Annotated in this window: 17 protein-coding genes and 2 rRNA genes; 1 reads left to right on the forward strand and 18 read right to left on the reverse strand. The window is 46.3% G+C overall.

The window, feature by feature from the left end; all coding sequences use genetic code 11:
* Positions 1-33: 33 nt before the first annotated feature.
* The 3 genes from MHH46_RS27545 to MHH46_RS27555 form a co-directional block, all read right to left on the reverse strand.
* A 23S ribosomal RNA gene (locus tag MHH46_RS27545) occupies positions 34-2,960 on the reverse strand.
* A gap of 232 nt (positions 2,961-3,192) precedes the next feature.
* A 16S ribosomal RNA gene (locus tag MHH46_RS27550) occupies positions 3,193-4,750 on the reverse strand.
* Together the 16S and 23S rRNA genes form the textbook arrangement of a ribosomal RNA operon.
* Before the next feature lie 425 nt (positions 4,751-5,175).
* Positions 5,176-6,066 (reverse strand): nucleotidyltransferase-like protein, encoded by an 891-nt coding sequence (locus tag MHH46_RS27555; RefSeq protein WP_081383530.1) that lies wholly within the window; start codon positions 6,064-6,066, stop codon positions 5,176-5,178.
* Positions 6,067-6,181: 115 nt separating this feature from the next.
* Here MHH46_RS27555 and MHH46_RS27560 point away from each other — a divergent pair, with 115 nt between their 5' ends.
* Entirely contained in the window at positions 6,182-6,547 is a 366-nt protein-coding gene (locus MHH46_RS27560; RefSeq protein ID WP_036680151.1) for a DUF2614 family zinc ribbon-containing protein, read from the forward strand.
* 117 nt (positions 6,548-6,664) lie between these two features.
* Here the strand turns inward: MHH46_RS27560 and MHH46_RS27565 are convergent, their stop codons facing one another.
* The 15 genes from MHH46_RS27565 to MHH46_RS27635 form a co-directional block, all read right to left on the reverse strand.
* Entirely contained in the window at positions 6,665-8,386 is a 1,722-nt protein-coding gene (locus tag MHH46_RS27565; protein ID WP_076193678.1) for a glycosyl hydrolase family 18 protein, read from the reverse strand.
* A 211-nt stretch (positions 8,387-8,597) separates the two neighbouring features.
* Positions 8,598-9,029 (reverse strand): peroxide-responsive transcriptional repressor PerR, encoded by a 432-nt coding sequence (gene perR, locus MHH46_RS27570; protein WP_036680160.1) that lies wholly within the window; start codon positions 9,027-9,029, stop codon positions 8,598-8,600.
* Between the two features lie 126 nt (positions 9,030-9,155).
* On the reverse strand, positions 9,156-11,057 hold the full coding sequence (locus MHH46_RS27575) for a DUF4097 family beta strand repeat-containing protein (protein WP_256717232.1): 1,902 nt from the start codon (positions 11,055-11,057) through the stop codon (positions 9,156-9,158).
* 45 nt (positions 11,058-11,102) lie between these two features.
* Positions 11,103-11,573: an N-acetyltransferase gene (locus MHH46_RS27580; RefSeq protein ID WP_076146333.1), complete on the reverse strand. Its 471-nt coding sequence runs from the start codon at positions 11,571-11,573 to the stop codon at positions 11,103-11,105.
* A 122-nt stretch (positions 11,574-11,695) separates the two neighbouring features.
* Entirely contained in the window at positions 11,696-13,141 is a 1,446-nt protein-coding gene (gene gatB, locus MHH46_RS27585; RefSeq protein WP_076179766.1) for an Asp-tRNA(Asn)/Glu-tRNA(Gln) amidotransferase subunit GatB, read from the reverse strand.
* Positions 13,142-13,152: 11 nt separating this feature from the next.
* Positions 13,153-14,610 (reverse strand): Asp-tRNA(Asn)/Glu-tRNA(Gln) amidotransferase subunit GatA, encoded by a 1,458-nt coding sequence (gene gatA, locus MHH46_RS27590; protein WP_076193675.1) that lies wholly within the window; start codon positions 14,608-14,610, stop codon positions 13,153-13,155.
* Positions 14,611-14,637: 27 nt separating this feature from the next.
* Complete coding sequence (gene gatC / locus MHH46_RS27595) at positions 14,638-14,925, reverse strand: Asp-tRNA(Asn)/Glu-tRNA(Gln) amidotransferase subunit GatC (RefSeq protein ID WP_036680166.1); 288 nt, start codon at positions 14,923-14,925, stop codon at positions 14,638-14,640.
* Between the two features lie 249 nt (positions 14,926-15,174).
* Entirely contained in the window at positions 15,175-15,558 is a 384-nt protein-coding gene (locus tag MHH46_RS27600; protein ID WP_076193673.1) for an ATPase, read from the reverse strand.
* A gap of 147 nt (positions 15,559-15,705) precedes the next feature.
* Entirely contained in the window at positions 15,706-16,476 is a 771-nt protein-coding gene (locus tag MHH46_RS27605) for an ABC transporter permease subunit (protein ID WP_076128640.1), read from the reverse strand.
* On the reverse strand, positions 16,473-17,387 hold the full coding sequence (locus tag MHH46_RS27610) for an ABC transporter ATP-binding protein (protein WP_076193671.1): 915 nt from the start codon (positions 17,385-17,387) through the stop codon (positions 16,473-16,475). The genes MHH46_RS27605 and MHH46_RS27610 overlap by 4 nt, the downstream gene beginning before the upstream one ends.
* A complete protein-coding gene (locus tag MHH46_RS27615) occupies positions 17,387-17,578 on the reverse strand; it encodes a PLDc N-terminal domain-containing protein (RefSeq protein WP_036680175.1) in 192 nt (63 codons plus the stop codon). The genes MHH46_RS27610 and MHH46_RS27615 overlap by 1 nt, the downstream gene beginning before the upstream one ends.
* Positions 17,579-17,630: 52 nt before the next feature.
* On the reverse strand, positions 17,631-17,846 hold the full coding sequence (locus tag MHH46_RS27620; protein WP_036680176.1) for a hypothetical protein: 216 nt from the start codon (positions 17,844-17,846) through the stop codon (positions 17,631-17,633).
* On the reverse strand, positions 17,843-18,172 hold the full coding sequence (locus MHH46_RS27625; RefSeq protein WP_076136947.1) for a YxlC family protein: 330 nt from the start codon (positions 18,170-18,172) through the stop codon (positions 17,843-17,845). Before MHH46_RS27625 ends, MHH46_RS27620 begins: the two co-directional genes overlap by 4 nt.
* Positions 18,159-18,704 (reverse strand): RNA polymerase sigma factor SigY, encoded by a 546-nt coding sequence (sigY, locus tag MHH46_RS27630; RefSeq protein ID WP_076179762.1) that lies wholly within the window; start codon positions 18,702-18,704, stop codon positions 18,159-18,161. Before sigY ends, MHH46_RS27625 begins: the two co-directional genes overlap by 14 nt.
* A 545-nt stretch (positions 18,705-19,249) precedes the next feature.
* Complete coding sequence (locus MHH46_RS27635; protein ID WP_076128651.1) at positions 19,250-19,879, reverse strand: MBL fold metallo-hydrolase; 630 nt, start codon at positions 19,877-19,879, stop codon at positions 19,250-19,252.

Genomic DNA, 19,879 nt, shown 5'->3' on the forward strand with positions numbered 1-19,879 from the left:
AACTGAATCCGAAACGAATTTGCATTCTAAGTATAGGATAAGCCCTCGACCGATTAGTATTGGTCAGCTCCATGCATTGCTGCACTTCCACCTCCAACCTATCTACCTCGTCGTCTTCAAGGGGTCTTACTAATTGGGAAATCTCATCTTGAGGGGGGCTTCACGCTTAGATGCTTTCAGCGCTTATCCCGTCCGTACGTAGCTACCCAGCCATGCTCCTGGCGGAACAACTGGTGCACCAGCGGTACGTCCATCCCGGTCCTCTCGTACTAAGGACAGCTCCTCTCAAATTTCCTGCGCCCACGACAGATAGGGACCGAACTGTCTCACGACGTTCTGAACCCAGCTCGCGTACCGCTTTAATGGGCGAACAGCCCAACCCTTGGGACCTACTTCAGCCCCAGGATGCGATGAGCCGACATCGAGGTGCCAAACCTCCCCGTCGATGTGGACTCTTGGGGGAGATAAGCCTGTTATCCCCAGGGTAGCTTTTATCCGTTGAGCGATGGCCCTTCCATGCGGTACCACCGGATCACTAAGTCCGACTTTCGTCCCTGCTCGACTTGTAGGTCTCGCAGTCAAGCTCCCTTATGCCTTTGCACTCTGCGAATGATTTCCAACCATTCTGAGGGAACCTTGGAACGCCTCCGTTACTCTTTAGGAGGCGACCGCCCCAGTCAAACTGCCCGCCTGACACGGTCCCCGTACCCGATAAGGGTACTAGGTTAGAACCTAGATACGATCAGGGTGGTATCCCAACGGCGCCTCCACCGAAGCTTGCGCTCCGATTTCTACGGCTCCCACCTATCCTGTACAGATCGTACCCAAATTCAATATCAAGCTGCAGTAAAGCTCCATGGGGTCTTTCCGTCTTGTCGCGGGTAACCTGCATCTTCACAGGTATTAAAATTTCACCGGATCTCTCGTTGAGACAGCGCCCAAGTCGTTACGCCATTCGTGCGGGTCAGAATTTACCTGACAAGGAATTTCGCTACCTTAGGACCGTTATAGTTACGGCCGCCGTTTACTGGGGCTTCGGTTCATAGCTTCGGGTTACCCCTAACCACTCCCCTTAACCTTCCAGCACCGGGCAGGCGTCAGCCCGTATACTTCGCCTTGCGGCTTCGCACAGACCTGTGTTTTTGCTAAACAGTCGCTTGGGCCTTTTCACTGCGGCCCCCTCGTGCTATTCACACTACCGGGGCACCCCTTCTCCCGAAGTTACGGGGTCATTTTGCCGAGTTCCTTAACGAGAGTTCTTCCGCGCGCCTTAGAATTCTCTTCTCGCCTACCTGTGTCGGTTTGCGGTACGGGCACCTTCTCCTGGCTAGAGGCTTTTCTTGGCAGTGTGAGATCATGACCTTCGCTACTATAATTTTCGCTCCCCATCACAGCCCAGCCTTAATGATGTGCGGATTTGCCTACACATCAGCCTCACTGCTTAGACGGACATCCATCAGTCCGCGTCACTACCCTCCTGCGTCACCCCATCGCTCATAGCGGATTACGGTGGTACAGTAATTTCAAACTGTTGTCCTTCGACTACGCCTTTCGGCCTCGCCTTAGGTCCCGACTTACCCTGAGCGGACGAGCCTTCCTCAGGAAACCTTGGGCTTTCGGCGGATCAGATTCTCACTGATCTTTTCGTTACTCATACCGGCATTCTCACTTGTGTAGTGTCCAGCGCTCTTTTCAGTACACCTTCAACCCCTACACAACGCTCCCCTACCCCAGATACATACGTATCTAGCCATAGCTTCGGTGGTGTGTTTAGCCCCGTTACATTTTCGGCGCAGAGTCACTCGACCAGTGAGCTATTACGCACTCTTTCAATGGTGGCTGCTTCTAAGCCAACATCCTGGTTGTCTGTGCAACTCCACATCCTTTCCCACTTAACACACACTTGGGGACCTTAGCTGATGGTCTGGGCTGTTTCCCTTTTGACAATGGATCTTAGCACTCACTGTCTGACTCCCGGCAATAAGTATATGGCATTCGGAGTTTGACTGAGCTTGGTAATCCTTGCGGACCCCGCACCCAATCAGTGCTCTACCTCCACTACTCTTATACCGAGGCTAGCCCTAAAGCTATTTCGGGGAGAACCAGCTATCTCCGAGTTCGATTGGAATTTCTCCGCTACCCCCACCTCATCCCCGCACTTTTCAACGTACGTGGGTTCGGGCCTCCAGTGCGTGTTACCGCACCTTCACCCTGGACAGGGGTAGATCACACGGTTTCGGGTCTACGTCCACATACTAAATCGCCCTATTCAGACTCGCTTTCGCTGCGGCTCCACCTTCTCGGCTTAACCTTGCATGTTAAACGTAACTCGCCGGTTCATTCTACAAAAGGCACGCCATCACCCATTAATAGGGCTCTGACTTTTTGTAAGCACACGGTTTCAGGTTCTATTTCACTCCCCTTCCGGGGTGCTTTTCACCTTTCCCTCACGGTACTGTTTCACTATCGGTCGCCAGGTAGTATTTAGCCTTAGCAGATGGTCCTGCTGGATTCATACGGGGTTTCACGTGCCCCGCACTACTCGGGATCCGTCTCGGAGAGAATACAGTTTAGGTTACAGGGCTTTTACCTCTATCGCGGGCCTTTCCAGACCTCTTCGCCTACCATATTCCTTTGTAACTCCATGTGAGACGTCCCACAACCCCTAAGAGCAAGCTCTTAGGTTTAGGCTGTTCCGCGTTCGCTCGCCGCTACTGACGGAATCACTATTGTTTTCTCTTCCTCAGGGTACTTAGATGTTTCAGTTCCCCTGGTCTGCCTCTACATTTCCTATGTATTCAGAAATGAGTAACTGCGAATTACCACAGCTGGGTTTCCCCATTCGGACACCCCCGGATCAAAGCTTGCTTACAGCTCCCCGAGGCAGTTTCGTTGTTCGCCACGTCCTTCGTCGGCTCCTGGCGCCTAGGCATCCTCCGTGTGCTCTTATTAGCTTAACCTTGATTCTTCCGAAGAAAAATCTCACTAATAACATTTACTTGTTTACACAAGTTGCTAAAAGATGTTCTAAAACGCAAATTCGTTTCGGTATCCAGTTTTCAAGGATCAAGTCTTACTTGAGAGCTTAAACTCTCAAAACTGAGCAACGAGTGAGTAACAGGCCTAAACCTGAGTTTTGGAAGCTGAGCTTCCGATTTGAATGTCCTCATTGCAGAGAACGATTCTCCATAGAAAGGAGGTGATCCAGCCGCACCTTCCGATACGGCTACCTTGTTACGACTTCACCCCAATCATCTACCCCACCTTCGGCGGCTGGCTCCCTTGCGGGTTACCCCACCGACTTCGGGTGTTGTAAACTCTCGTGGTGTGACGGGCGGTGTGTACAAGACCCGGGAACGTATTCACCGCGGCATGCTGATCCGCGATTACTAGCAATTCCGACTTCATGCAGGCGAGTTGCAGCCTGCAATCCGAACTGAGACCGGCTTTGATGGGATTGGCTCCACCTCGCGGCTTCGCTTCCCGTTGTACCGGCCATTGTAGTACGTGTGTAGCCCAGGTCATAAGGGGCATGATGATTTGACGTCATCCCCACCTTCCTCCGGTTTGTCACCGGCAGTCACTCTAGAGTGCCCAACATTACTTGCTGGCAACTAAAGTTAAGGGTTGCGCTCGTTGCGGGACTTAACCCAACATCTCACGACACGAGCTGACGACAACCATGCACCACCTGTCTCCTCTGTCCCGAAGGCCGCTGCTATCTCTAGCAGATTCAGAGGGATGTCAAGACCTGGTAAGGTTCTTCGCGTTGCTTCGAATTAAACCACATACTCCACTGCTTGTGCGGGTCCCCGTCAATTCCTTTGAGTTTCAGTCTTGCGACCGTACTCCCCAGGCGGAGTGCTTACTGTGTTAACTTCGGCACCAAGGGTATCGAAACCCCTAACACCTAGCACTCATCGTTTACGGCGTGGACTACCAGGGTATCTAATCCTGTTTGCTCCCCACGCTTTCGCGCCTCAGCGTCAGTTACAGCCCAGAAAGTCGCCTTCGCCACTGGTGTTCCTCCACATATCTACGCATTTCACCGCTACACGTGGAATTCCACTTTCCTCTTCTGTACTCAAGCCACCCAGTTTCCAGTGCGACCTCAGGTTGAGCCCAAGGTTTAAACACCAGACTTAAATAGCCGCCTGCGCGCGCTTTACGCCCAATAATTCCGGACAACGCTTGCCCCCTACGTATTACCGCGGCTGCTGGCACGTAGTTAGCCGGGGCTTTCTTCTCAGGTACCGTCACTCCGGTAACAGTTACTCTACCGGACGTTCTTCCCTGGCAACAGAGCTTTACGATCCGAAAACCTTCATCACTCACGCGGCGTTGCTCCGTCAGGCTTTCGCCCATTGCGGAAGATTCCCTACTGCTGCCTCCCGTAGGAGTCTGGGCCGTGTCTCAGTCCCAGTGTGGCCGTTCACCCTCTCAGGTCGGCTACGCATCGTCGCCTTGGTGGGCCGTTACCCCACCAACTAGCTAATGCGCCGCAGGCCCATCCCTCAGTGACAGATTGCTCCGTCTTTCATTCTTCTCTCAGGAGAAAAAAGAAATTATCCGGTATTAGCTACCGTTTCCGGTAGTTATCCCAGTCTGAAGGGCAGGTTGCCTACGTGTTACTCACCCGTCCGCCGCTAAGTTATTTTGAAAGCAAGCTTTCAAAATAACTCCGCTCGACTTGCATGTATTAGGCACGCCGCCAGCGTTCGTCCTGAGCCAGGATCAAACTCTCCAATTAGTATTGAAAAGAGCGATATGCTCATTTTGAAACATCTGACGAGAAAATTAATTCTCTAATTTTGGATTTCACTTACGTGATTCCCTACTCACTCGTTGTTCAGTTTTCAAAGATCAAGCTGTTCATTTCGTCGATGCGTTGTTCAGCAGCGACCTTTATAATATATCACAGCGTCCTCGTTTTAGTCAACCTTTTTTTTAATTTCTTTTTTTGGTTGTCTTTCGAATGTTTTCGAAAGCACATCTCTGTGTCAGAGGGACGAGTTATAATTTAACACATGAACAAGGAAAGAGTCAACCATTAATTTTTCTGAATAAATATGAGCGTTTCATATTAGTAAACAAACAAAAAGAGAGTGCTCAGCCTCTCCCTATCCTTGCTCATCTCTCTATAATTAAACATCTTCTGCTGTATCTAATTCATCTCTATAATGTATAGCGGATCGCATGCCCTTCTCCCTCGTGAACATCAGCCCAAGATGTAATCTCTCGGATTAGCGAACGAGAAACCAGCTTTCGTAAAACAAGGGGTAGTTCAGACTCTAATTGACTCAGACCTGAATGCTGCAGTAATTCTTTAATGCTCCATGCTTCCTTACGGCTATTCAAAATATTAAAGAGCAATAGACAACAGTCCGTCATTTTGGACATAATCCCAAATTCACATGCAAGAAGCACAAGCTCAACACGTTGCTCTAAGGTCTCAGTACTGACCGTTAACTCCTCATAAAGTTTATGAACGGAGGTATTCATGCTTTTAACCTGCTCCCAAATAGCTGGCTCGGGGAAAGCACCCACTTCACTCACTTCTATTCTTGCCCAATGATATAAAGCTATCAATACACAGTTGTAAGCATCCATAATAAAGCCAGCCTCTATATAGCGCTTGGATTTCACATACATATGCAAAAAGCGAGCAAACTCCATAAATGCGACCCGTTCCTTAATCGGTCCTTCAAATTGTAATATCTCGCGGCGCATTTCCTCGAGTATTCCCTTGGGGTCCCAGATCACTTCCCCCCTCATCAAACTGATAAGAAGTTCGTTATTATCCCCTGCCATAACAGCCTGCTCCAAAGCAAAAAGGCCGATATGGACTGACTGGGTCCGTTGGTCACCGGCAATGGTATGGCGAACAATATGCTCTCTATCCTGTTCTTCATGCAATACTAACACTACCATATCAAAATCTTGAAGAAGTGCGCTTTGAAACGGAATATCCCCATTCTGCCGCAAAACGACCGCTCCTAAAACATTCTCATCAAACGTTTCTCCACTCAACAAAGTTACATTGGACAATTCCATGCTTCCCTCCATTAAATTTGGCGATTTTGCGTCCAGTCAGTTATAATTCAGTTATAATTATTATTCTACATATGAAAGACAGTTCCTTCTGGACAACCCAACTATATTTAGTTAGGAGCAAACACTCATGAAGTTTAAAACGGCTAAGATCAACGCTTTTCGCACATGGGGATTACTGCTCACAATGCTCGGAATGGGACTTATGGTTTTGGGTACAGCGGGCATCGTGTTTTGGGGCTCAACTGGAAAAGTATTCGCTGGAATCGGTCTTGTAATCGGTTTAATCTCAATGATGGCAAGTCTTGCAATCTATTTCTGGGCTGGGATGCTGTCAACTAGCGCAGTCCAACTGGAATGCCCTGAATGTCACAAGCTGACCAAAATGCTGGGCAAAACAGACCGCTGTATGTTCTGCCATACCATCCTTACTATGGATCCAGCTGAGGCCAATATTACTGCGGAACAACTTAAGAGTCAGCAGCTTAATCAATAAAACACATCTTACAGAAGCTTATTACTAGCGATTTATAATGCAATCAAACATTTGCTTAATACAACAAAGGGGCCCCTATATTGGGAGCCCCTTTGTTTATTATGAATGAAATAATAATTACTTATGAATCCCTTGTAATGCCTCCCACGCAGACGGATTACTAAAGCTGCGATTCCATGAACCGATGCCACCAAGCCCTAAAGACTTAGCAAGCTCAACTCTAGCTTTTAAAGAAACTTTGTCTTCGATCCATATTTTTTTAAGAGCGCCATCCTCCTTATACTCAACGTAATTCTGCCCTGCTGCCTTATCAAAGGTTGGGGTCAGCTTCTTCTCTTTAATAATTTTTTCAACGGCATTCATACTAACCGATTTAGAGCTTACTTTGGTCTTGCCATCCACCTGGGCCTCAGTCCAGATTCTAGTATACAGTGGAATCCCTAGAATCAGCTTCTCAGGCGGCACATCGTCTTCCTCTATGATCCGGCTTAACGAGCTTTCTACCCACGGCAGAGACGCAACAGAGCCCGCTACAGGACTAGCAGCCCAATGCTCGTCATAAGCCATAACAATAAGATAATCAACTACTGAATTAAGAGCTCTACGATCAAGGAATGCTGACCACATCTCACTGTTGGATTTAGGGGTTACGTCTATGGAGACGATTAAGTTTTTGGCTTGAGCCATAGGTTTTAGCTCTCGCATAAATTGTGTAACATTCTCCCCGTCTTTCGTATATACATTCTCAAAGTCAATATTAATTCCATCCAGCTTGTATAAATCTGAATACTCGAGGATCTGTACGATCGCGTTCATCCGCTTCTCATAGCTCGACAATGCCTCAGTGGTTATGTCTGGTTCAAAGCTATTGCTGAGCAGCCCCCATACTTCCAAACCGCGCTCATGGGCCCACTGCACATACGCACTATCAGCCTGACTGCGCACATTCCCGTCACCATCTATGATACTGAACCAAGTCGGGCTAGCCACGTTAACGCCCGGAAGCTCACCGAATGTACTTGGGTCAGGTTTGCGTTGATAAACAGCTTCCCAATACAAATTCACTGACTTCCCTTTCCAGCTTCGTTCTGCCCGTGAGGGAGTGGTGCTTTTGGGTTCCACTGTCTTTTGACCGTCTGAGATAATATCACTGGCCTTGGTATAACCCGCATAACCGCTGCTTAACTGCACATACAGCCAGTCCTCATTTTCCTTATTCCAAATACTCACGATGGCACCTGGGGACATATCGGCCACGATGGGTGCGTGAATCGACGCTTCGCTGCGAAGAGCGACTGTCTTATCACCTGCTTCACCTTTCACTTTCCCCAGCGGTACAGTCTCCCCTGCTGTCATTAACAGCACAGCCCCGGTAGTCGTATCCTCTTGAATCTCAAACCCATACAGGTCTTCTAAAACATCCGCAGGAAGATAAGTTATCTTTTCCTTAACTTCAGGTGCCAGCCGCAGCTGCAGCGGACGATTGTTCAGACTAGCATCGGTTTTATCCTCTTGCATATATAGAAGTTCACTTTCCGTTGATAGGATGACCGATTTAGTCTTTTCTTCATAACGAATAGATGAGTCCACATGTTCCTGCAGTAATGGTAGAGGTAAAAGCATGCTATCACCGGTCCCTGAGGCGGAATATCCTGTTAGCTCTCCTTTTACGAAGATAGGATGTTCTAGGCCTTTCCAGTCTGGATCGATGTGCTGGCGATTTGGCAATACAAAAAACACAACCCAATAAGCTGCTGCCGCAATGAGCAAAAGTCCAAAAAAGCGTCGGAAAAGACCTCCGCGCTTTTTGACGCGTTTCTGTCTATATCTTCTGTCCAAAATATATCCTCCAAATATTAGATGATTTTAAGTTAAGTCTAACAATACGATTATAACATCCACTTGGTTCCGGATAACCAGTATAAGTTAGTCATTTTCACTATATTTTGTTATTTTGAAAAAAAATAAAAACGTGAGTCCTCCGCTTTCGGATTTCACACGTTTATTGTGTAGCTTGGCTATACGCCCTTAAGTACAGTAGTATTCTGTCTTATTGTTGCTTCTCTCTGCAACATTTGCAAACTCCATGCAATTCCATACGCAAACCCGTAATTTTGAAGCCCGTTTCCTGCTCTGCATGTATCTCTACATCATGAAGCGAAGGATAACTAAAATCTTCAATCTTACCGCATAGCTGACAGATGACATGATAATGATCAGATACATTGGCATCAAAACGACTGGAACTATCCCCGTAGGTCAACTCGCGAACCATGCCGGCTTCCATAAACATCTTGAGATTATTATATACAGTTGCTACGCTCATGCTCGGAAATTTCGGCTCTAGCGCCCGGTATATATCGTCAGCTGTAGGATGATTCATTGCTTCCATCAAATACGTAAGAATCGCATGACGCTGGGGCGTTATACGGACACCTGTTGTCTTTAATTGTTCCAGTGCATGTTGTACTCCACTCCCCATTACTGTCACCGCCTTTTGAATTTAAAAATAAAAGAAATACTTCTTAAGATTGTAAGACCGATTTTTCAATATTGTCAACGAAGTCTATACATTATATTTATTATTATATAAGAAAAATTACTTTTTTCAATATTTCCTAACATTTAGATTGCTATTTCCTTCAACATGAAGCTTGAACTCGCCGGTTCCCACTTCACCTGATACTTTTTTCTTATCAATTGTAAGTTCAGGCAAATCTGAAGTAATATCACCATATCCACTGGAACCATTCACTGTATAGTTGCTTAACATCGGTAAATACAATTGAATGTCACCAACTGCGCTATAAATGTCCCAATCTCCAGCGACATCAGAAGAGCGAACATCAATGGTACCATTTAGAGATTCGGCATGTAGCTTGGATCTGGCTCCATCCACCTCTAAATTACCGTTTTTGGTAGTAATATCGATATCATTGCTATTTCCGATCGCACTAATATTGCCGACAGCCGTCGATAATTTCAAAGCACCGGTAACATCCCAAGCATTCATATTGCCTCCGCTCGTTGTTAAATCAACGCTACCTTGAACAGATCTGGCACGGACAGCTCCATTCAGTGTTTTTCCCTTAACATTACCAAAGATACGATGAAGGATCAGCTCTCCATTCCCCGTTTCCAGAGAAATGTCTTCAATGGCTTCTACATTCTGCAACGTGATCCCGCCATTCATAGTGCGAACATCGAGGTTAAAGCGGCGATCCTCCGGCAAGTAAATGTCTAAATCCATGCGTGGCTGGCGTTTACCGGATTCTCCATAGGCCTTGCTATTCGAGGTGATTTTTATGTTGGGCCCTTCAACAACGTCCACAAAGGACTGTTCTGATATAGCTTCAGCCATCGGCCCATCCAACTGATCTACCCAAATTGTCGTTGTAATTTGAATATCATCCACTGGAGCACGGTGTAATAAAATATCACCATTAATACTATCAATAGATATTTTTGCTGTATTTAATTCCACCGGAACAATTAGCGGGGCTTTCTGATATTTGCTGCCTTTAGCCTCACCATAGTCCACTGCTGCTGCCGTCAGGTTTAGACTGACATTTTTCCATAGATATAAATAATGTTCTTGCTCTGCAACAATAAATACACTCGCAGCTAGCAATATAGCAGATAAAAGCCCACGTAAATCCAATCTGATTCTGGTTCCCTTGGCTGAACGGTTAGAGAAGATAAACATCAGCAGGAACTCAATCCCCCATAACACCGGGATGACTGGCCACCACTTCAAGAGCAGAAGCATATAGTCAGTTCCCTCTCTCCAATCCAAAAACAAAGGAACAGAAATAGCTATCAGTAATACAGAAGCCGTATATCTTCCCACGCGCCGCTTGCGAGGTTCATTGTCTTTACGCTGCACAACTGCTCTGGCAATTTCTCTAGCTCCTATAAATAAGCCACCGCATACTAAAATGACAGACACGGCCATTTCGGCATAATGTTCAATAAAGAACTGGAGCCATGTTGGTTTCTGCCGGAACAGAATAAGCAGGGCGCCCCCTAAGAGCAATAAGAGTCCAAAGGATATCCCAGGCTCGCTGACGATACTACGACGTTTAGGAGCCTCGTTTGCTTTGGTCACAGAAATAGCAAGATCATGATCCTCTGGGAAGCGAAGAAGCCTGTCCGCTGATTGCAATACGTCATACACGTTATAAAAATAGATCACTGGAATAATGAGCGCAAGTAAAATAAGCAGTGGAACATTGATCTGCATCCCGATGGATGAGAAATACAATAAAGCTGAGATATCCAAAAGAATTAGAAAGATGAAGGTGATTCCTTTTCGGAGAAGCCCAAAATACAAATGCCCCGTCCCAGGGATGAGTGCTGCCAGCAGTCCAGCAATAAATTTACGTTTGCGGTGGCGCCGCTTCGGACGCGGAGGAATAATCCTCTTCTGTATCTCATTTTCCTTAGTCTCTATATCAACAGAACCTTGCAGTTCTTCCTGCTCTGGGAGCATTGCAGAGTCATGTTTCATTTTGGACTCCTCCTTTCGTAAATAGTTGTCTATGAATATCTTTTTTCAAAGAGAACCACTCCGATGAAATTCAATCAATTCAACACCTGGAGCGACTTCCTCCACACCGGTAGGCAGAAAACCATGTTTACTGTACAACGAAACGGCAGGTGTATTCTTTTTGCCTGTCGACACAATGAATTGCTCCATCCCTGCAAAATGCTCAAATACATATTCCAAAAGATGGCTAGCGATACCTCTACGAAAAAAGTCCGGCCCCACCATCATTCGTGTAATCGTCAATTTGCCAGGAGATTCTTCCTCTACAGCAACAGCACCCATTAGTTCCTCATCTTTATCGAAGCAGCCATAAAAACCCTCTTTAGAGCTGCTGAGCATTTCTCTCGTCTCCATCAGAGGTGGTATTTCACGAAAGCCTATAAGTTCAGCTTCCAGTCTATAGGCCTTATGCTGAAGACTCCATAATTCATTAACGGTGCTTTCATCCTGCAGATTTAGCTTGTTAATTGTATTCATCCTAACCAGTCCCCTTATATGCCGCTAAGGGCCTGCCGTTGCCGACAAGCCCTTAGCTTATTACATAAGTATATTACCCCAATTATAAACGCCGCTGGCGTCCTTTTACAGACGACAAGCGTTTAGCTGCTCAATACCTCGATGAGAAGTTTATTAGCAAGACCCGGATTCGCCTTACCTTTACTTTCTTTCATGACTTGTCCGACCAGGAAGCCGATTGCTTTCTGTTTACCCGCTTTATAATCTTCCACTGATTGCGGATTGGCGGCTACGACTGCTTCCACTATCCCTTTAATGGCACCTTCATCGCTGATCTGCACTAGACCTTTTTCCTCAACGATAACAGCTGGCAGTTTACCGCTCTCTAGCATTTCTTTAAATACTGTTTTAGCGATTTTGCTGCTGATGGTTCCGGCTGCAATCAGCCCGATCATCTCGCCTAGCCCTTGTGGTGTAATTTGTACCTGCGACAACTCCAGATTATTACCATTCAAATAGGCAAGCAAGTCACCCATAATCCAGTTAGCTACAGCCTTGGCATCCTGCGTATAGGCAAGACACCCTTCGAAAAAGTCCGCTAACAATTTAGAGGATGTAATGACGCCTGCATCATAAGCTGTCAGGCCCAGTTCCCCGCTATAACGTGCTTTCCGAGCATCCGGAAGTTCTGGAATCGTTGAACGAATGGATTCTTTCCAAGCATCATCAATATGCAGAACGATCAAGTCCGGGTCCGGGAAGTAACGATAATCATGCGCTTCTTCTTTCCCGCGCATCGATAATGTTTTCCCTTGTGCTTCATCCCAGCGGCGAGTCTCCTGCACAACAACTCCACCATCATCCAGGATCTCAGCCTGACGATATTGTTCATACTCCAGTCCACGCAATACACCGCGGAAGGAGTTCATGTTCTTAAGCTCTGCTCTAATGCCGAATTCCTCTTGTCCTTCTGGGCGTAGACTGATGTTCGCGTCACAGCGCATCGATCCTTCTTCCATCTTGACATCGGATACGTCACAATACTGCATAATCGCACGGATTTTCTCCAGATAAGCACGAGCTTCCTCAGGGGAGCGCAGATCAGGTTCGGATACGATTTCGATAAGCGGTGTTCCCACCCGGTTAAAATCGACTAACGAGGCAAAACCGCCATCTACGTGCGTAAGCTTACCTGCATCCTCTTCCAAATGAAGACGAGTAATGCCGATCCGTTTGGTCTCTCCGTTAACTTCAATGTCGATCCAACCGTTCAGGCCGATAGGCTGATCAAATTGTGAAATCTGATAAGCTTTTGGTGAATCCGGGTAAAAATAGTTTTTGCGGTCGAATTTGCTAACATCACCAATGGTGCAATTCAGCGCCATCGCTGCTTTCATAGCGTATTCTACCGCTTGTTTGTTGAGCACTGGCAATACGCCGGGGTGACCCAAGCAGACAGGACAGGTATGAGTGTTAGGTGGGGCTCCAAATTCAGTGGAGCATCCGCAAAAGATTTTGGAGTTGGTATGAAGCTCTACGTGAACTTCCAAGCCGATGACCGTTTCGTATTTAGACATAAGTAATCCCATTCCCTCCTTTACTACAGCTGTGGACGCTGCTTGTGATGATCTGTATTTTGTTCAAAAGCATGAGCGACACGCAGAATCGTGCTCTCGTCAAATTCCTTACCGATAATTTGCAGACCTACAGGCATACCTTCCGCAAAACCACAAGGAACACTCACGGCCGGAATACCCGCCAAGCTTACAGGAATCGTGAGAATATCATTCAGATACATGGTCAGCGGATCTTCAGTCTGTGAACCCAATTTGAATGCTGTCGTTGGTGCTGTTGGGCCGATGACCACATCATATTTTTTAAAGATGTCATCAAAGTCCTGTTTAATCAAAGTACGCACCTTTTGTGCTTTTAAATAGTAAGCATCGTAATACCCGGAGCTGAGTGCATAAGTACCCAACATAATACGACGTTTAACCTCAGGGCCAAAGCCGCGGCTGCGGGAATTAAGATATAGATCAAGCAATCCTCCGCCTTCATCTACACGTGCGCCATAACGCACACCGTCAAAACGCGCGAGGTTAGATGAAGCTTCCGAAGAGGACAGCAAATAATAAGCTGCTACTGCGTATTCCGTATGTGGTAATGAAACTTCCTCCCAGACAGCACCCATTCCTTCCAGCACTTTAAGTGCAGACAAAACTGTCTCACGCACAGAAGCATCGACACCTGCTCCCAGGTATTCCTTAGGAACAGCAATGCGAAGTCCGGAAACATCACCAGTAAGTGAACTCAAATAATCAGGAATTTCTACTTTAGCCGAAGTAGAGTCTTGGGCATCATAACCAGCAATTGCTTGAAGCACATAGGCAGAATCCTCTACATTACGTGTTAATGGTCCAATCTGATCTAGTGAGGAGGCAAAGGCTACCAGCCCGTAACGTGATACAAGACCATAAGTAGGTTTGAGACCTACAACACCACAATAGGAAGCTGGCTGGCGGATGGAACCCCCAGTATCCGAACCTAGTGAGAAGAACACTTCGCCCGCAGCTACTGCTGCTGCAGATCCGCCACTGGAACCGCCGGGCACACGCTCTAAATCCCAAGGATTGCGTACAGGACCAAAGCTTGAGTTCTCATTAGATCCGCCCATTGCGAATTCATCCATATTTAATTTACCGATCGTTACGGCATCTGCTTGCTTCAGTTTAGAAGCTACAGTAGCGTTATAAATCGGCTGGAAGTCGCTCAAAAATTGGCTGGCACAAGTTGTGCGCAGGCCTTTAGTTACAATATTATCCTTGATTCCAGCAGGAAGACCAAACAGCAACCCACGTGCTGCTCCGGATGCCAGTTTGTCGTCCAAAGCGCGTGCAGTGCTACGAGCGCCCTCCTCATTCAAGGTCAAAAATGCATTTACGTTCTTATCCCGCTCAGCGATAATCGCCAGCGATTCTTCAGTCAGTTCACTGACCGATACCTCTTTAGCAGTTAACATGCGGTGTACTTCAGGCAATCGATTTTGAAACAGGCTCAAGATTCTTCCCCCTTTCTAATTATGTAGTTATTCCAAAACAGCTGGAACCTTGAAATGTCCGTCTTCATCATCTGGAGCGTTAAGAAGTGCTTCCTCTTGCGTAAGGCTATCCTTCACAACATCCTCCCGCATTACATTGCTGACTTGCAGCACATGCGTTGTCGGCTTTACATTCTCCGTATCTAGCTCATTTAATTTCTCGGCATATTGTAAAATAGCATTCATTTGTTCTGTAAAGGTTGCCTCTTCTTCCGGGCTCAGCTGCAGACGAGCCAGCTTGGCCACATGCTGCACATCTTTAACGGTAATGCTCATAAGAAAAATCCCTCCTGTTTAAAGGGCTAAAGCGCCCGGATAACGTTTTTAATTATATTGTAGAAGCTTGGACAATTCAATGATGGGCTGTAAAACAAACGCTCCTTTATCAAAGTGAAGGAGATTCCTACACATTTTAAAGGAGCGTATCGTTAGTATATTCATAGAGAAGGGTTTTGACAGTCAGTGATTTCACAGCATTTAGCAGCGGTATGACAAAACAAAAAAGCCGGCTTGCGCCGGCCTTCCTTAAATCCAAGCTCGAAGATTCACTTGTTTGATGAAATCCGCTTGGGACATGCTTTCGCTTGACGTTGATTCCGTCTCTTCTATATCCATATCTTCACCGTTCATCAAATGATGGAACAGCTTCTCATTGTACGTGGACAAAGCATAATCAATCAACGCTTCATACGTTGCTCTCTCAGCCTCAGCTACTAATAAATGTTCTTCCGCCTCAATGTCCTCAGCCGGAACATAAAAGTTCCTATTAGCCTCTGGTACACGAATAACATAGTCAAACGCATTATCGGGATTGCGGTCGTAAGCAATTAGGTAGCCGTATTCCCCGATAGGAAGACTCTGCTCGAAAGCGTCCGCAACAATGACAATCTTCTCTCCTAAACGCAGCATCGCCCTACCTCCTAACCCCAAAATCTTTCAAGATTTTGCTTGTTTCAACAGTCTACTAAAAAAAGATAGAACTGTCTAGTTGAAGGCTGGCCGATCCTACAAATTCTATGAAAATATACTATATTTAATAAAAATATAACTTATGGTTCAAGCGGGTAAGTTATTCTTCCTTGTCAAAAGTGCAGCACCCACTAAACAAATCAAGATCAAAATAGCTGCTGAAAGATAGGGTCCAACCCTGAAGCCTTCTCCAGCCATAAGAATTCCAGCCGATAACCCGGAAAGCCCCGCAGGTGCCCATTCAAACCATGAAGGTAATAAGCTTTGGCCTAATGATAATCCTGCCATTAGCGCCAATGCTAAAAAGGCGGCAACTGGAGATTTTAAAAATCCACTAAACAACAACGTAGCTGAGACAGCACATAACAGCCACAATCCATATACTCCAGAAGCTGCGATGACATCTCCCCAAGATAGTGAACCAATCAACTGCTCCGTGTAGTAAGCCGCCCCCGCTGCACCTAATCCTAGAGCAACGATCAACAGGGTCAGCTGCGCTGCCCATTTAGCGAACACTATTGCGGCTGGAGAAACCGGCCTTACCAGAATTAATTCCATAGTTCCGCTATAGCGCTCACCGGCTAAAACATTCATCGCGCCAAGCGCCAATACTAACATTCCGATCGTTCCGTACTGTCCCAGAGATTGCGCCATCACAGCTGCGGCACTCGGTATTTCATACCCCTCTAGCAGACCTGGGGGAACATCACCTGAAGCTTTTAATATTTCCGGCAAATAATAAGTAGTTAACGGCTGCATAATACCTAATAGGATAAAAACGACAGGTATCCAGATTAACTTATAACTGCGAGCCATTTCGAGCATTTCTTTGCGATAAAGGACCCAGGCGCTTCTCATACTCCCACCACCTTCATAAATAAATCCTCTAACGTGGAAGAACCCGCTTCAAATTGCAGTAATGGAATTTCGAGCTGCGCCGCTTCTTGCAGAATCGTCCATCGGGCCATGTCTACATCGTTCACATTAAAAATTGCCTGATCTCCGAACAACTGAGTCTCTAGTACAAACGGTTTGGCAGCAAGAGACTCCAGCCACTGAATAGCTTTTTCTTGCTTCTCTGTACGTAAACGAATAACAGGAAGGCTGTATTGTCTACGCAGCTGTGATAAAGACCCCTTCTCAGCAATCAAGCCCTGATTCATTAAAATAATATCATCGCAAATTTCTTCTGCATCATGCAGCACATGTGTAGAAAAAACTACAGTTGTCTCTTCACGTATCTCCCGCAGCAGTCCCATTACTTCTCTGCGGCCAATCGGATCAAGTGCAGATACAGGCTCATCAAGCAACAGCAGACGAGGCCGGTGCACAAGCGCCTGAGCCAGACCCAGCCGCTGCTTCATCCCACCGGAGTATCCACCAATCCGGCGACGAGCATCACCTTTAAGCCCTACACGCTCGAGCGATTCCAATGCCCTGCTGGTTGCGTCTTTAGTTCCCATTCCACTAAGCTTTGCAGCGAAAACAACATATTCATGTCCAGTCATCCAACCATAAAAAGCTGGGGACTGTGGCACATATCCTAATCCTCTGCGATATTCGGCTCCAGGACGGCTCCCCTCAAATGAAATCATTCCAGAGGTGGGTTCTAGCAGCCCTGCCAGCATACGAAGTGTGGTCGTTTTCCCAGCACCGTTAGGCCCCAGTAAAGCGACGCACCGTTCTTTCTCAATTTCAAAGCTTATATCATTTACGGAAATATGCGCCCCATAGCTTTTGCGCAAATTCTTAACTTGAAGGAGTGACATCAGACATCTTTCCTTCCTATTGTGAAATAAGCTACGCTGCCTAATATATTTCCGCAAATAATGATAATAATCCACATCCATTTTGGACCACGAACGTTATCCGCTTTGGCCAGAGATATCAGACCAATAATAGCAAGCAAAGCCTGCAGAATAATTAACGGCATGATTAAACCCCATTTTACCTCTTCCATGAAGTACCACTCCTTGTAATAAGATGAAAGGAACGAGCTTTTTACTAAAGCTTCACAACTGCTTCTTCCGTCTACGTCGATCAGGAAGAATAACAACAAGTAAGTAGACTAATGCGGGTGACGGAACTGTAGTAATCGCCCATAATCCCCAGAACCAAGCTTTTTTCCCGCGCCGTCTTGCGTCCCGGAACAGTAAGGTCCCCTGCAGCATTAACGCTACTGCTATGCCAAACCACAACCAAAGAGGCACATCCTGCAGCTCATTCATTCTTGTACACCTTCTCTATTTCTTCTGATCCTGGCGATCCCTAAGCCACCCAGTCCTACAATAGGAATGATCGCCTGAATAATCCAATAGATCATTGGCGCAGAAGTGAGAATGGATAAAAATGCGCAGATCAGGATCAATGAGACCCCCCAGAATAACAGTAGTTCTTTGCGTTCCCTTCTCTTTCTCTGCACAGCTGCATCAGCCATTAACCACTCCAGTTCCTGTAACGAAGGTGGGGTGATGTCATCATATTGCGCATCCAAACGTTCAAGCTCTTCAGTAAGCTTGTGCAAATACAGTTCTGGCTCCTTATCCTTCTCCATCCTCATTCAGCTCCTTTCGCAATTGGTTAAGACCAAGGGACACACGCGATTTGACCGTGCCAGAAGGAATTTGCATGATCACACCGATTTCTTCATAGCTATAGCCATAATAATGCTTCAGCAGCACAGCTACCCTCTGAGCAGAGGGTAGCTTGGAAATGGAATCAAGTACTTCACTCCATTCTTCCCCCCTGCTCTCAAACCGCCAACGAATCGAACGGGTGCCCTGCGCCTGCTGTTCCCGTTTCTTCCATTCTGCCTCACGTTTCCAGCGCCGCTTTCGATCGATAAATATTCTGGTGGCTATCGTAATTAACCAAGAGGAGAACGAAGAAGAACCGTTATAGGTATTGATTTTTTCCATACATCTGACCATCGTGTCCTGTACAAGATCCTCTGCCAGCAACGGATCCATAGTCACTTTGAGTAGATATTTGAACAGAAAAGTATAATGTTCTCGCAGCAGTGAAGACAGTGCTGAAGTATCTCCCTGCTGTGCCCGTCTGATTTTCTCCAGCGCCTGATCGCTCATCTGCCCCTCCATTCAGGATTTCGTTCTTATTTGTAATACGATTATGTATAGTGATTCGTTCAATGCGCTTTAATTTTATTTTTTGAGCTCCCAGAGCTTACGCCGCCATGGCTGAAGCAATCCTGCTTCAGCAGGGAAATGCCAAAAAAGAGGCGTTCTTCTAGGCTCGCCTCCTGAATTCACTGGTATTCTCCCATCCTTATTCTCAGATTGTATGTCCCTGCGTTCTATGGAAGTACAAAAACCGCCCTTTCCAGAACATTCTGAAAAACATCGGCATTTACTGCTGCAAAAACTAGTCCATTTCTCCTTGGAGTCATACCATCCGTAATCCAACGGGTAATATATATTCTTCTCCAATCTATTTCCCCCCATGCTTTTAAACCTATATGTAGACAAAAAAAGAACGCAAACCGGGATTAATTCCGCAGTCTGCGTGCTTCGCGAGGTTAATGTTACATTTAATTAACAATATTGTAGTCCTTTTGTATCCCTTTGTCTATCAAAAATTCCTCGATTCTTGTCAGTTCTACTAGAATGATTGTTTATTGAGGGATATAAGGGTTACGAACTTTTTCAAAACCGATGGTTGTTCGGGAACCATGACCTGGATAAACCTTCACTTCATCATCCATTTTGTACAGCTTGCCACGAATAGAATCGAACAAATCACGTTCCCTGCCACCAGGCAAATCGGTGCGCCCAACTCCCATCTTAAACAGCACATCTCCAGAGAATAAATCATTCCCGCATAGGAAGCTGACACTGCCCGGAGAGTGCCCAGGTGTATGGTACACGCGGAAGGTATGTCCGATGAATTGCAGAACTTGTCCTTCTGCCAGATCATATTCTGCAGGATCTGTAGTTAAAGGAGATGAAACATCAGGCCACATCAATGAACCATTTAGCTTAGGGCTGCTGAGCCATTCACTCTCTAGTGGATGTAAATAAACAGGGCATTTCTTAGCTTTACGAATTTCGTCTACGCCGCCCATATGGTCAAAGTGCGCATGCGTCAGCAAAATAGCCTCGATCTCCATCCCTTCAATACTCCGCACTAATGCCGCAGGATTCATACCGGGATCAATAATGATACCCTTCGTTGGATCTGCACCTGTCAGCAAGTAGGCATTGGTCTGAAGAGGACCTAAATTAAACGAACGTATATTTAGCAT

This window comes from Paenibacillus sp. FSL H8-0175 (genome assembly GCF_045040615.1).
GTDB classification, from domain to species: Bacteria; Bacillota; Bacilli; order Paenibacillales; family Paenibacillaceae; genus Paenibacillus_AQ; species Paenibacillus_AQ odorifer.

Coding starts and splice junctions, on each gene's coding strand:
- MHH46_RS27615 (WP_036680175.1), bottom strand. CDS start 17,578: ATGGAAGAGGTAAAATGGGGTTTAATCATGCCGTTAATTATTCTGCAG.
- MHH46_RS27575 (WP_256717232.1), bottom strand. CDS start 11,057: ATGAAACATGACTCTGCAATGCTCCCAGAGCAGGAAGAACTGCAAGGT.
- MHH46_RS27580 (WP_076146333.1), bottom strand. CDS start 11,573: ATGAATACAATTAACAAGCTAAATCTGCAGGATGAAAGCACCGTTAAT.
- MHH46_RS27635 (WP_076128651.1), bottom strand. CDS start 19,879: ATGCTAAATATACGTTCGTTTAATTTAGGTCCTCTTCAGACCAATGCC.
- MHH46_RS27610 (WP_076193671.1), bottom strand. CDS start 17,387: ATGTCACTCCTTCAAGTTAAGAATTTGCGCAAAAGCTATGGGGCGCAT.
- perR (WP_036680160.1), bottom strand. CDS start 9,029: ATGGGGAGTGGAGTACAACATGCACTGGAACAATTAAAGACAACAGGT.
- MHH46_RS27620 (WP_036680176.1), bottom strand. CDS start 17,846: ATGAATGAGCTGCAGGATGTGCCTCTTTGGTTGTGGTTTGGCATAGCA.
- gatC (WP_036680166.1), bottom strand. CDS start 14,925: ATGAGCATTACCGTTAAAGATGTGCAGCATGTGGCCAAGCTGGCTCGT.
- MHH46_RS27560 (WP_036680151.1), top strand. CDS start 6,182: ATGAAGTTTAAAACGGCTAAGATCAACGCTTTTCGCACATGGGGATTA.
- MHH46_RS27605 (WP_076128640.1), bottom strand. CDS start 16,476: ATGAGAAGCGCCTGGGTCCTTTATCGCAAAGAAATGCTCGAAATGGCT.
- MHH46_RS27555 (WP_081383530.1), bottom strand. CDS start 6,066: ATGGAGGGAAGCATGGAATTGTCCAATGTAACTTTGTTGAGTGGAGAA.
- MHH46_RS27625 (WP_076136947.1), bottom strand. CDS start 18,172: ATGGAGAAGGATAAGGAGCCAGAACTGTATTTGCACAAGCTTACTGAA.
- MHH46_RS27600 (WP_076193673.1), bottom strand. CDS start 15,558: ATGCTGCGTTTAGGAGAGAAGATTGTCATTGTTGCGGACGCTTTCGAG.
- gatB (WP_076179766.1), bottom strand. CDS start 13,141: ATGGGATTACTTATGTCTAAATACGAAACGGTCATCGGCTTGGAAGTT.
- sigY (WP_076179762.1), bottom strand. CDS start 18,704: ATGAGCGATCAGGCGCTGGAGAAAATCAGACGGGCACAGCAGGGAGAT.